This is a genomic window from Micromonospora sp. NPDC000121 (assembly GCF_042899165.1).
Taxonomy (GTDB): domain Bacteria; phylum Actinomycetota; class Actinomycetes; order Mycobacteriales; family Micromonosporaceae; genus Micromonospora.
Genome location: NZ_JBIAZP010000009.1, coordinates 253,877 through 266,398, shown reverse-complemented (window position 1 = coordinate 266,398; position 12,522 = coordinate 253,877). Strand labels below are relative to the sequence as shown.

General features: G+C 71.7%; 9 protein-coding genes. 5 read left to right on the top strand and 4 right to left on the bottom strand.

The window, feature by feature from the left end:
- Window positions 1–146 precede the first annotated feature (146 nt).
- Window positions 147–860, top strand: coding sequence for a helix-turn-helix domain-containing protein (locus ACFY23_RS24445; protein WP_350680870.1), 714 nt, complete (start codon window positions 147–149; stop codon window positions 858–860).
- Here ACFY23_RS24445 and ACFY23_RS24440 read toward each other — a convergent pair.
- Window positions 788–1,570 (bottom strand): NADPH-dependent F420 reductase, encoded by a 783-nt coding sequence (locus ACFY23_RS24440; protein WP_350680868.1) that lies wholly within the window; start codon window positions 1,568–1,570, stop codon window positions 788–790. The genes ACFY23_RS24445 and ACFY23_RS24440 overlap by 73 nt on opposite strands.
- 287 nt (window positions 1,571–1,857) lie before the next feature.
- Here ACFY23_RS24440 and ACFY23_RS24435 point away from each other — a divergent pair, with 287 nt between their 5' ends.
- The 4 genes from ACFY23_RS24435 to ACFY23_RS24420 all read left to right on the top strand — a co-directional run bounded on the left by ACFY23_RS24435 (window position 1,858) and on the right by ACFY23_RS24420 (window position 6,724).
- Window positions 1,858–3,723 carry a BTAD domain-containing putative transcriptional regulator gene (locus tag ACFY23_RS24435; RefSeq protein WP_350680866.1) on the top strand — a complete coding sequence of 622 codons (1,866 nt, stop codon included), beginning with the start codon at window positions 1,858–1,860 and terminating at the stop codon, window positions 3,721–3,723.
- Between the two features lie 75 nt (window positions 3,724–3,798).
- On the top strand, window positions 3,799–4,692 hold the full coding sequence (locus ACFY23_RS24430) for a methyltransferase domain-containing protein (RefSeq protein WP_350680864.1): 894 nt from the start codon (window positions 3,799–3,801) through the stop codon (window positions 4,690–4,692).
- Window positions 4,689–5,324, top strand: a complete 636-nt coding sequence (locus ACFY23_RS24425; RefSeq protein WP_350680862.1) for a YncE family protein — start codon at window positions 4,689–4,691, stop codon at window positions 5,322–5,324. The genes ACFY23_RS24430 and ACFY23_RS24425 overlap by 4 nt, the downstream gene beginning before the upstream one ends.
- 35 nt (window positions 5,325–5,359) lie before the next feature.
- Window positions 5,360–6,724, top strand: a complete 1,365-nt coding sequence (locus tag ACFY23_RS24420; protein ID WP_350680860.1) for an AarF/UbiB family protein — start codon at window positions 5,360–5,362, stop codon at window positions 6,722–6,724.
- Between the two features lie 150 nt (window positions 6,725–6,874).
- On the opposite strand, the gene ACFY23_RS24415 is transcribed toward ACFY23_RS24420, so the two are convergent.
- The 3 genes from ACFY23_RS24415 to ACFY23_RS24405 form a co-directional block, all read right to left on the bottom strand.
- Window positions 6,875–8,413: an ABC transporter substrate-binding protein gene (locus ACFY23_RS24415; RefSeq protein ID WP_350680858.1), complete on the bottom strand. Its 1,539-nt coding sequence runs from the start codon at window positions 8,411–8,413 to the stop codon at window positions 6,875–6,877.
- Window positions 8,410–10,917, bottom strand: coding sequence for an ATP-dependent Clp protease ATP-binding subunit (locus tag ACFY23_RS24410; protein ID WP_387037848.1), 2,508 nt, complete (start codon window positions 10,915–10,917; stop codon window positions 8,410–8,412). Before ACFY23_RS24410 ends, ACFY23_RS24415 begins: the two co-directional genes overlap by 4 nt.
- Window positions 10,918–11,007: 90 nt before the next feature.
- Window positions 11,008–12,210: a DUF6004 family protein gene (locus tag ACFY23_RS24405; protein WP_350687465.1), complete on the bottom strand. Its 1,203-nt coding sequence runs from the start codon at window positions 12,208–12,210 to the stop codon at window positions 11,008–11,010.
- Window positions 12,211–12,522: the final 312 nt, after the last annotated feature.

Here is a 12,522-nt window from a genome sequence, read left to right as displayed (position 1 = left end):
CTAGGCACGTCGCGGATGGACAGACTGGGGCGTACCGGCGTCACGGGGATTTCTGCCGGCAGCAGGGCAATCTGGAAGAGGCAGTCATGTACTATGTCTAAGTAAAGAAGCGCGGCCGAGTCCGCGCTACGGCATCGAGGAGCGCCGTGAAAGAGCAACGGGACCGTCGGACGTACGGCCAGCAGTGCGGCCTGGCCTTCGCACTGGACGTGGTGGGTGAGCGCTGGACGCTGCTCATCATCCGCGAGCTGCTGGTCCGGCCTCGCCGCTACCGCGACCTGCTGGACGCCCTGCCGGGCATCGGCACCAACCTCCTCGCCGACCGGCTGGCCTTCCTCACCGAGGCCGGCATCATCGAGCCGCTGGACGCCGAACGGCGCACGGCGGGCTACGCGCTCACCGCGCTGGGCGAGAAGCTGCGGGAGCCGGTCCTGGTGCTGGCCCGGTTCGGGCTGACGCTGCTCGCCGAGCAGCCCGCCCGCACCAGCGCCTCGGTGACCCGGGCCTCCTGGGCCGTGCTGGCCATCGAGTCCATGGTCGACCCGGCCCGGGCCCTCGCCGACGAGGTCTACGAGTTCGACATCGAGGGCGAGCTGTTCCACGTCCGCGTCGCCGCCGGGGAGGCCCGCACGGTGCAGGGGACGGCCGGCGCGGACGCCACGTTGCGGGTCGCCACCGACGCCCGGACCTTCTTCGATCTCGGCAGCGGCGCGATCGAGCCGGTCGAGGCCGTGGTCAGCGGGGCGGTCTCCGTCACCGGTCCGCCGGCGGCGCTCCCCCGCTGCCTCTACCTGCTCGGCCTGGGCGGCCGGCCGGCCGGCGAGCGGGCACTCTCCGCGGCGGGCGCCGGCCGGCGCTGACGCTCGCCGCCGCCCGCCGGCGCGCGGCGGTTCAGCTCGACGTGCGCCGGCCCGGACAGCCCGCCGTCCACCGCGGCCCGCGGCTCCGCGAGGGCGACCTGGAAGCCGAGCCGCCCCCGGAGGGCGTGCCGGCTGCTGATCGCCATCAACAGGTCGGCCAGCGACTCCAGCGCCGGCGCGCGGTCGATGCCACCGACGTCCACCGGGGCGAATCCGAGTCGGCGCAGCAACACGCTCACCTCCGCCTTGGCGGGCGGGTGGTCGCCGGCCAGGGGCACGGTGACCGGGCGCCCGTCGAGGACGGGCTCGTCGAGCATGCCGGCCGGCACGGTGTTGAGCGCCTTGACGACGCGCCACTGCGGTAACAGTTCCGCTAGCAACCGCCCCCCGGATCCGGCGGGAGCGGACGGGGCGACACCGGCCTGCGGCGGGTTCGTCGCATCGATGACCGTACGTCCCCGTCCGTCGTCGAGCCGGCCGGCCAGGGCCAGTTCCACGGCGGCGGCGAACGGCAGCATCAGCACCACCAGGTCCGCCCCGGCGACGACGGCGCCCGTCGGGACGGACCGGATTCCGGGGTACGGGGCGAAGGGGTCGGGGGGTCGCACCGGGTCCCCGCGGCCGGCGATCAGGACCGGGCCCCCGTGCGCCGCAAGCGCCCTGGCCAGCGCCGATCCCATCCGACCGCGCCCGATGATGCCGACGATCATGGGCGGAGCCGCGTCGCGAGGTGGGGGTACGAACCGTGGGGTGCGATCGTCCGCATCTCTCCGCTCCGGGTCGTGGTCGAGAGCTGCCCGGCCTGGGCCGGACACGATTCGATCGGGTGCCGGCGGTAGCCGCAGCCAAGTTTCCGACACCGTTCTTGACGGCCACTTGACGCTGGGACGACGCCGGGCCCGCTACCCAGTGCGATCACTCCGCCTCTTTAAGTATGGAAGTTCTTCACTTAAAGTGGAGGAGCACTGAGCACAGCGCCACGACAGCTGGGGGACGTGTGAACCGGACCGAGATCGAACTCCGAATTCAGATCCTCGGTCCCGTCCGAGCGACGATTCGCGGCAGGGAGGTCGACCTCGGCCCCCCGAAGCAGCGGGCGGTCCTCGCCCTGCTGGCCCTGCGGGCCGGACGACATGTGCCGCTGGACGACCTGATCGCCGCACTCTGGGCGGGACAGCCCCCGACGAGGGCCGCCAACCTGGTCCACACCTACGTCGCGCGGTTACGCCACGCGGTCGAGCCCGACACGCCTCGACGACAGCGCACCAACGTCATCGTGTCGGTGCCCGGCGGGTACCGGCTGACCGTCGCCGACGACCAGCTCGACCTGCAGGTGTTCCGCGCCGGCGTCCGGCGGGCGTCGGCGCTGCGGGACAGCGGCGAGCTCGAGAGCGCGTTCGCCCGGTACGGCGAGAGCATCGACCAGTGGCAGGATCCCCAGATCGGCGACCTGTCCGCGCTGCTGGCCGAGCAGGACGACGTCGGCCCGCTGCGGCAGGAGTTCCTGGCCGCCGCGCTCGACTACATCGCGCTCGGCCTCGAGCTGCGCCGGCCGGACGCGGTCCTGCCGCTGGCCGAGCGGCTGGCCCAGGCGGAGCCGCTCAACGAGCGGGTGCAGGCCCGGGTGCTCCAGGCGCTCACGCACATCGGCCAGCGCGCGTGGGCCATCGAACGGTACGCCGACGTGCGCACGAGGCTCAAGCTCGACCTGGGCGTGGACCCCGGCCCCGAACTCGCGGCGGCGTACCGGGAGGTGCTGGACGCCCGGCCCGGCGTCCACCAGCCGCCGTGGCGGGGGCCGGCACCGGTGGTGGACGAGCTGATCGGGCGGGCGGCCGACCTGTCGGCGGTCTGTGACCTGCTGCGGGAATACCGCCTGGTGAGCCTGACCGGGGCGGCCGGCGTCGGCAAGACCGCGCTCGGCCTGGCGGCGGCGGAGGAACTGCGAGAGCGGTTCGCCGACGGTGTGGCGGTGGCCGACCTGGCGAACGTCCGCACCGGCCCGGACCTGACGCGGGCGGTCGAGGTCGCCGTCGACGAGCCACCGGCCCGGGGCGCCGGCCGCTGCGAACCGCTGGTGCACCGGCTGCACGACCGGAAGCTGCTGCTCGTGCTGGACAACGCCGAGCTGGTCACGGACGAGGCCGCCGACCTGGCGGACGACGTGCTGCGCAACTGCCCGCAGATCACCATCCTGCTGACCTCGCGGGAACTGCTGGGGCTGCCGTACGAGGCGGTGTACCCGGTGCGGCCGCTGGTCGTGGACGCGGAGCCCGGTCACCTGGCCGAGCAACCCGCCCTGCAGTTGTTCGCCCGGCGGGCGGCGCAGGTGCGGCCGGGCTTCCGGCTCACCGAGTCCAACATCGACGCGGTGGCGTCGGTGTGCCGGGCCCTCGACGGGCTGCCGCTCGCCATCGAGCTCGCCGCGGCCTGCCTGCGGACGCAGCGCCTCGAGACGCTGGTCGACGGCCTCGACGACCCGCTGCGCCGGATCCAGCCGCCCCGCCGCGGCGTGCCCAGTCACCACCGCTCGCTGCACGCCGCGGTGCACCGCAGCATCGAGCTGCTGGATCCGGCCGAGCAACGCTGCTTCACCGCGCTCGGCGCGATGCCGGCCGCGTTCTGTCTGGAGGCGGCGGCCGTCGCCGACAAGGCGATCGCCGGCGAGCCGCGTACGGTGCAGATGCTGCTGGAACGGCTGGTGGACAAGTCGGTCCTGGAGGTCCGGCACAGCTCGTCGGGCCGGCGTTACCGGATGCTGGGCACGGTGCACGCACTGGCCCGGCAGCTCCTGTACGAGCACGGCGTGGACGGCGAACCCCCCTCCCTCGGCTGCACCTGCGGTTGCCACACGGGCCGCTGAGGCAGGGGACAAGCATCAATTTCTGCTATATGATTCTCCAGTAGATCAGGCCGGTCGACGGGCGGGAGATCGCACATGGACCAGCGCCACCTGCTCATGCACCAGGCGATGCTCGGTGACCGACGCCGCATCGAGGCGTACGACCGGGCGCTGGCCGGGGCGGTCGACGAGGACACGGTGGTGGCCGACGTCGGCGCCGGCACCCTGGCGCTCACGGCGCTGGCCCTGCGGCACGGCGCCGCCCACGTGTACGCCGTCGAGGCGGACCCCCAGGTCGCCGCCGTCGCCGACCGGATCATCAAGGCCAACGACTGGGACGACCGGGTGACCCTGGTCGTCGGCGACGCGCGCCTCGCCCGGCTGCCGCGCCAGGTCGACGTGACCGTGTGCGAGCTGATGGGCAACCTCGGGCCCGAGGAGGACATGGCCCGCATCCTGCGCACGTTCAACCGCCGCAACCTGCGGCCCGGCGGGGTCGTCGTGCCCGAGCGGGTGGTCACCCGGCTCGCCGCCGTGCAGTTCGACGACGAGGGCTGGGGCATCTGGAGCGACGACTTTCTCGGCATGCGGCTGGACGTGGTCCAGGAGCTGGTCGAGCCGTCGGCGCACCTGCACTTCCTCAGCCGGGAGCCGGTCCTGCTCGGCGAGCCGGCCGTGCTGGTGGACACCGCGCGCGGTGACACCGGCCTGCGCGCCGCCCGGCCGCTGGCCCTGCCGCTGGAGCGGGACGGCACGCTGCACGCCGTGCTCGGATACTTCACCGCCACGCTGGCGCCGGGCATCGAGCTGTCCAACATGCCCTCCTACCTCGGCTGCAACTGGGCGGTCTTCGTCTGGCCGCTCCGGCACACGCGGGTCGCCGCGGGCGACACCGTGCACGTGCGCCCCCGGCGTCCGGAGGGTCCCGCCGCTCGGGACGTGACCCGGTGGCGCCTCGACTGTCACCTCGACCGGGCGGACAAACGATGATCATTTACACCGCGGCGTCGGTGCACGACCTCTCCATCGACGCGGACCAGCTCGCCGGCCTCACCTGGTCCGGCCACGCACTCTGGTACGCCGACCAGGGCCGCGAGCAGGCCACCTGCCTTGACCCGCGCACCGGCGCCCCCGGGCACACGCTGTCCTGCCCGGGCCTGGTGGCCGGGCTCACCTCGCTCGGCGGGCACCTGCTCTACGCCACCGACGGGGCGCTGCGGCTCTGTGACACGCAGACCGGCGACATCCTGCGGGACGTGCCGAGCCCGCGGCCGGGCGTGCCGATCTGCGGGATGGAGGCGGGCAAGGACGGGATCTGGCTGGGCTGGTCCGACGCGTTGGAGCTCCGGCACGCCTCGGACCTGCGGCTCCTGGCCACCGTGCCCGCCCCGCTCGGGGTCACCGGGGTGACGGTGACCGACCGGTACGTCGCCCACACCGACCGGCTCGGCGAGGCGATCACCGTCTTCGACCTGCGCGCCGGGCGGAACGTACTGCAGATCCACGTCGACGGCCGGCCCACCAGCCTGACGTGGGACGGTCTGCGCCTGTGGTACGGCGACGCCGCCAACCTGCGCCTACGGGCGCTGGACGTGCCGGGGCTGTCCGCGACGACCGCCTGACCCGGCCTGCTGACCCCTCGGCAGAAAGGCGCACGATGGTTCCGTCCAAGTTCATCTTCGGCCTCTCCCCCGTCGGTTCGGCGGCCCTGCGCGCCGCCCCACCCTCCCGACGTCCACCGCTCGCACCCGGCGGGTCGGGGTTGGGCGTACGCGCGGTCGTCATCGGTTCGGTGGCGACCGCGTCGCTCGCGGCGGGGCTCGCCGCGGCCGCCGGTACGGCGCTCCGGCACGGCCGGCCGGCCGGTCGCCGCCGCTTTGCCCGGGAGGTCGCGCGGACGGTCGCCCGGCTGGGCCCGACGTTCATCAAGGCCGCGCAGGTCCTGGGCACCCGCCGTGACGTCGTGCCGGCGCTGCTCTGTGACGAGCTGTCCATGTTGCAGGACGACGTGCCGCCGATGGACGCCGCGCAGAGCCGGGCCGCGCTGCGCGAGGTGTACGGGGACCGCCTGGACACGGTCTTCGCCTCGGTCGAGGAGACGCCGGTGGCCAGCGGCAGCATCGCCTGCGTCTACCGGGCGACGCTGCCCGACGGGGCCACCGTCGCGGTGAAGCTGCGCCGCCCCGGCATCGGTCCGCAGATGGCCGCCGATCTCGGCCTGCTGCGCCGGGGCGCCTCGGTGGTCGCCCGACTGCCGATGTTCCGCGGTGTGCCGGTCCGCGAGGTGGTGGACAGCCTCTGCGAGTCGGTGCTGGGCCAGCTCGACCTCGGCCGCGAGGGACGCGACCTCGACCGGCTGCGGGAGGACCTGGGCGGGGTCCCGCGGGTACGCGTACCCCGGGTGCACGCCGCGGCGAGCCGGCCGGCCGCCATCGTGATGGACTTCATCCCCGACCTGGCCGTCGACACCGGCGCCCGGTGCCCCCGCGCGATGCGCCGGACGTTCGCGGCGTCGACCCTGACCGTGGTCTACCAGATGCTGTTCATCAACGGCTTCGTCCACTGCGACCTGCATCCCGGCAACCTCTACTTCACCCGCAGCGGGCAGGTGGTGGTGCTGGACGCGGGCTTCAGCGTCCAACTGTCGGACAAGATGCGCGGGCTCTTCGCGGACTTCTTCCTCAACATGTCGATCGGGCGTGGCGACCGCTGCGCCGCGATCGTGCTGGAGAGCGCCATCGGCGTCGCCGACGACGCGGACGTGCCGGCCTTCACCGAGGGCGTGAAGGACCTGGTCGCCCGCAGCTACCGCCTGTCCGCCAAGGAGTTCAGCCTGATCGCCTTCGCCGGCGAGCTGTTCGACCTGCAACGCCGGTACGGGGTGGCCGCGTCGCCGGAGCTGGTCTTCCCGCTACTGTCGCTGCTCGTCGTGGAGGGCACGGTGCGGTCGCTCGACCCGGACATCGACTTCCAGGAGACCGCGAAGCCGGTGCTCAACCGGGCGCTGTTCGGCATCCGCTGACCACAGCCTCGGCCCGGTCCGGCCGTCCCGCCGACGTCGGGCCGGGCCGAGGGCTGCGCCCGTCCACCGGTGCCGGACGTGCCGCGGGCCGGTCGCCTCCGCGACCGGCCCGCGACGGTGCCGGGCGTGGTCAGCCCGGTCCGACGGCCCCTACCACCGGGCCGCCCCGGCGGCCACGCCGTCGGCCCGGGTCCGCGGCCAGTCCGCCACGAGCAGGGGCACGAGCCGCAGGTCGGCGGTGGCCAACCTGTCGAAGCGACGCCACAGCGTCGCCGCCTCACCCGGGTCCGTGGCCCGCAGCGCCTCCCGCGCCACCTCGGCGGGGTCACCGGCGCGGCCGTCGGACGGCCACATCCGGTGCACCAGGTCGCGGCCGGCGTCGCCGGCCCAGCCGGGCACCCACTCGTGCAGCACGACGTCGACGCCCGGCCCGCCGGCGGGGGCCAGCGGGACCGGCACGAGGGTGATCCCGTACCGCGCCAGCACCGCCACCAGGGCGGCGGCCACGGCGCCCAGCCGCGAGCCGGCGGGGACGCCCAGGGTCAGTCGGGTGCCCTCCCCCAGCCCGGCGTCGTCGAGCAGGCGCCTCGCCCGCTCCGGGTCGCCGGCGTCGGGTGCGTCGTCCGCGCCGCGTTCCGCCGCCGGGTGCCCGGGTTGCAGGACGCCGTGCTGGGTGGCGGCGCCGTCGGCACCGGCCGCGCAGGCCGACTCGGCGAGGGCCGCACGGTCGAGCGCCCAGGACAGCGCATGCCGTACGGCGTGGGGCTCGGCCGCCCCGCCGGCGCCCGCGGCGAGGTAGTAGCTGCACCCCGTGCCGGCGAACCGGGCCGCCGGCGACGGCACCGACCAGGACAGCACCCCGAAGCCCGCCGCGGGGTCGACCGGCTGGCCGTCCGCCGCCGCGACGACCTCGATGTGCCGCGCGGTGCGCCGGCGTACCGGGTCGGTGCCCGGATCCCACCGGGGGTTGGGCTCCAGGACGAGGTCGCCGCCCGGGGACAGCCGCTTGGCGATGCGGTACGGCCCGGCGGAGGGCGTGCACCGGTACAGCTCGGGGCTCTCGGGCACGTAGTAGTCGTACTCGCGGGGGGCCGCCGCGGTGAATCCCGTGGCGAGCAGGTCGACGAGGTCGTTGGCCGGCGCGGTGAGCCGCAGGACGACGGTGTCCCCCTCGGCGCGCAGCCCCGGGATCCGGGTGAACTGCTGGAACTGGGCGAAGGCGGGGGCGTGCGCCTCCCAGTGCCCGAGCGCCTCGTCGTACGCCTGGTAGTAGTCCGCCATGCCCTCGATGATCTCGCCGAGGTACGGACGCATCGCGCGGGCGAGGGGGTGGGCGGTGCGCTTGATGCCCCGGACGACGTCGCCGGCGGTCAGCGCCCGGGCCGCCTGGGCGTCCCAGCGGATGCCGTCCCGGAGCCGGATGCGCCAGGTGCGCCCGTCCGCGCTGATCCCTCCGTTGCCGACCGTGGGCACTTCCACGGCCGCGTCCGCCGCCGGTCGGACGCCCGGGTCCGTGCCGGTGGGGTACGCGAACAACTGCCGGGTGAGCAGCCGGAGGATCTGCCCGGTCCCGATGCAGCCCGGGGCCGGCTCGTCGGGCAGCCCGCCGTCGACGGGGCCCAGGAAACGGAGAGTGTCCGTCCCGGTGTGCGTGTCGGTGACGCGTTCCTGCTCGCGTACGCCGGTCATGCCGTCACCGCCCCGGCGTCGGGGACCGGCCCTGTCGGCGGCTTGTCGGCTCCCCGGAACACGAGCTTGGACTTGGCGGTGTTGCTGGGGTCGCCTTCGCAGTCGACGACGACGATCTGGCCGGGGGTCAGTTCGTTGAACAGGATCCGCTCGGACAGGTTGTCCTCGATGTCGCGCTGGATCGTGCGGCGCAGCGGCCGCGCGCCGAGCACGGGGTCGAAGCCCTTCTTCGCCAGGTACTTCTTGGCGTTGTCGGTCAGCTCCAGACCCATGTCCTTGTTCCGCAGCTGCGTCTCGATCCGAGCGATCATGATGTCCACGATCGACAGGATCTCGTTCTCGCGCAGCTGGTGGAACACGATCGTGTCATCGATACGGTTCAGGAACTCCGGCCGGAAGTGCTGCTTCAACTCGTCGTTGACCTTCTGCTTCATCCGGTCGTAGTTCGACTCCGAGTCCTCCGACGCCTGGAAGCCCAGCGACACGGCCTTCGCCACGTCACGGGTACCCAGGTTCGTGGTCAGGATGATGACCGTGTTCTTGAAGTCCACGATCCGACCCTGACCATCGGTGAGCCGACCGTCCTCCAGGATCTGGAGCAGCGTGTTGAACACGTCCGGGTGGGCCTTCTCGATCTCGTCGAACAGGACCACCGAGAACGGCCGACGCCGCACCTTCTCCGTCAGCTGACCGCCCTCGTCGTAGCCGACGTAGCCGGGAGGGGCACCCACCAGCCGCGACACCGTGTACCGGTCGTGGAACTCCGACATGTCCAGCTGGATCAGCGCGTCCTCGGACCCGAACAGGAACTCCGCCAGGGCCTTGGACAGCTCGGTCTTACCGACACCGGACGGGCCGGCGAAGATGAACGACCCCGACGGGCGCTTCGGGTCCTTCAACCCCGCGCGGGTACGGCGGATCGCCTTCGAGACGGCCTTGACCGCGTCCTCCTGCCCGATGACGCGCTTGTGCAGCTCGTCCTCCATGCGCAGCAGACGCGAGGTCTCCTCCTCGGTCAACTTGTACACCGGGATGCCGGTCCAGTTACCCAGCACCTCAGCGATCTGCTCGTCGTCGACCTCACTGACGACGTCCAGGTCGCCGGCCTTCCACTCCTTCTCCCGCTGCGCCTTCTGACCCAGCAGCTGCTTCTCCTTGTCCCGCAGCTGCGCGGCCCGCTCGAAGTCCTGCGCGTCGATCGCGGACTCCTTGTCACGGCGCACCTGCGCGATGCGCTCATCGAAGTCACGCAGGTCCGGCGGCGCGGTCATCCGACGGATCCGCATCCGCGCACCCGCCTCGTCGATCAGGTCGATCGCCTTGTCCGGCAGGAACCGATCGGAGATGTACCGGTCCGCCAGCGTCGCCGCCGCCACCAGGGCGGCGTCGGTGATGCTCACCCGGTGGTGCGCCTCGTACCGGTCCCGCAGCCCCTTGAGGATCTCGATGGTGTGCGCCAGCGACGGCTCACCCACCTGAATCGGCTGGAAACGACGCTCAAGAGCGGCGTCCTTCTCCAAGTGCTTGCGGTACTCGTCCAGCGTCGTCGCACCGATGGTCTGCAACTCACCACGAGCCAGCATCGGCTTCAGAATCGACGCCGCGTCGATCGCGCCCTCCGCCGCCCCAGCCCCGACGAGGGTGTGGATCTCGTCGATGAACAGGATGATGTCGCCCCGCGTGCGGATCTCCTTGAGCACCTTCTTCAAGCGCTCCTCGAAGTCACCCCGGTAGCGGGAACCAGCCACCAGCGCACCCAGGTCGAGGGTGTAGAGCTGCTTGTCCTTCAGCGTCTCGGGCACCTCGCCCTTGATGATCTTCTGGGACAGGCCCTCCACCACGGCGGTCTTACCGACACCGGGCTCACCGATCAGGACTGGGTTGTTCTTCGTCCGGCGGGACAACACCTGCATGACCCGCTCGATTTCCTTCTCCCGCCCGATCACCGGGTCGAGCTTGCCCTCACGGGCGGCCTGGGTCAGGTTCCGACCGAACTGGTCCAGCACAAGGCTGGTCGACGGCGCGGCCTCACCCGCCGCAGCACCCGCCGCAGCCGGCTCCTTGCCCTGGTAACCCGACAGCAACTGGATCACCTGCTGCCGCACCCGGTTCAGGTCCGCACCCAGCTTCACCAGCACCTGGGCGGCGACACCCTCACCCTCACGGATCAGACCCAGCAGGATGTGCTCCGTACCGATGTAGTTGTGGCCGAGCTGCAACGCCTCACGCAGCGACAGCTCCAACACCTTCTTCGCCCGCGGCGTGAACGGAATATGCCCGCTCGGCGCCTGCTGACCCTGGCCGATGATCTCCTCGACCTGCTGACGCACACCCTCCAGAGAGATACCAAGACTCTCCAGAGCCTTCGCAGCCACACCCTCACCCTCATGGATCAGGCCCAGCAGGATGTGCTCCGTACCGATGTAGTTGTGGTTGAGCATCCGGGCCTCTTCCTGGGCCAGGACGACAACCCGTCGCGCTCGGTCGGTGAACCGCTCGAACATGTCTGCCACCCCTGGAGAGTGACGCCGTCCCGGGTGACAGGAGGCCACCCGGGACGACGTCTTTTCGGGACTCTTAACGGCGGTTGGTCGTCACGCGCTGACGTAGGCCTCGGAACCCACCAGCGCGTCACCCAGCTTCATCGACACACCGGTCAGGCGCGCCCGGGACTCGCCGTCCTTCGTCCGCAGCGCGGCGTCGGCGTGCTCGGCGGTCAGCAGCGTGCCGGTCGGCTCGATGTCCTTGAGCTGGCCGCTCAGGTGCACCGGGGCCGCCGCGTAGAGCGTTGCGGACGGGGTCACCAGCTCGAAGTGAGCGTCGAAGTGCAGCTCACCCGGGTAGCGCAGCCGGCTCAGGCTCTCCTCGTTGCCGTCGCCGAGCTGGCCGCCCGAGACGGTGAAGAAGCTGGCCCGCAGCATGACCTTGCCGCCGAGAGCCGGGCTGTTACCCACCAGCGCCACGCGGGCGAGCTGGGCCAGCACCCCGGAGCCCTGGTCGTGCTTCTCCGGCCCGAAGAGGAGGATCTCGGCGCCCGCGGCGAGCGGGTAGTCGCCGGCGAGCTCGATCTCCTCGGTGCGGCCGTTGACCTCGACCTTGATCTTCGCCTCGGTCGAGGCCTGGATGATGATCGACGGGTCGACCAGCATCGAGACGCACGGGCCGATGCTCGACGCGAAGAAGGCGCTCGGCGTGTTGCCGACGGCCTCGTTCTCGTCGTTCGACGGGTACCACGCGGCCGGGAGGTTGGTGCCCCGGACCACGTTATGCGCCGGCATGACCTCACCCTGGTCGCCGTACGGGCGGCCGAGGAACGGCGAGGTGAGCGGGGTCTTGTACGGCGGAAGGCCGTCCACGATCCCCTTGACGTCGATGACACCCCGGTGGGCCAGCCGCATCGTGCTGGTCTCCAGGATCCCGAACCGCCGGATGTAGAACTCCGCGGGGAAGTTCTTGCCGGGCACGATCTGCTTGATGTGACCGGTGTTCGGCAGGTACGGGTTCGACAGGATCTGGATCCGGTCGTTCAGCGTGTAGCTGAACCCCTTGATGCCGACCTCGGGGGCGCTGATGAGCTCCAGGTTGAAGCTCGCCGTGCCGTCCTCGTCGACGGTGTGCTTGAACCCCGGCATCGGCCACTTGTTCATCTGCACGAAGCCCGACAGGTTGATCGTCTCCCGACGGCCGCCGTAGTAGTCGTCGCCGAAGACGACCGTCGCCGCAGCCAGGATGTGCGGCCGCAGCGGCTTCGGCTCGATGTTGAGCGACTCGTAGGTCTCTCTCGCCGTGTCAGTCACGGCTCCACCTCCCTGTTTGCCCCGGATGCCCTGACGCCCTCTGTGACGCTCTGCTCAACCCGGGAGGACCACTGACCCGAACGCTATTGTTTTCTAAAGTGACTGTCAACGGGATCACATTGATCGATTGCGAAATAATGTCCGGTTTCACTGATGGTTCAAGGGGATCATCCAATGGGGAGGGTTGAATCCCCGTGGGCGCACTTCCCACGGTCGCTATTTGTTCGTATACCGACTCGGGCGGCACGGTCGGGGCGCACCGCAGGGCGGCACGGTCGGGGCGCACTGCAGGGCTGGGGTGCGGCCACGCCC

Bases quoted from the DNA above. Each gene is read 5' to 3' on its own strand.
- ACFY23_RS24440 (WP_350680868.1), bottom strand. From the start codon at position 1,570: ATGATCGTCGGCATCATCGGGCGCGGTCGGATGGGATCGGCGCTGGCC.
- ACFY23_RS24430 (WP_350680864.1), top strand. From the start codon at position 3,799: ATGGACCAGCGCCACCTGCTCATGCACCAGGCGATGCTCGGTGACCGA.
- ACFY23_RS24425 (WP_350680862.1), top strand. From the start codon at position 4,689: ATGATCATTTACACCGCGGCGTCGGTGCACGACCTCTCCATCGACGCG.
- ACFY23_RS24420 (WP_350680860.1), top strand. From the start codon at position 5,360: ATGGTTCCGTCCAAGTTCATCTTCGGCCTCTCCCCCGTCGGTTCGGCG.
- ACFY23_RS24415 (WP_350680858.1), bottom strand. From the start codon at position 8,413: ATGACCGGCGTACGCGAGCAGGAACGCGTCACCGACACGCACACCGGG.
- ACFY23_RS24410 (WP_387037848.1), bottom strand. From the start codon at position 10,917: ATGTTCGAGCGGTTCACCGACCGAGCGCGACGGGTTGTCGTCCTGGCC.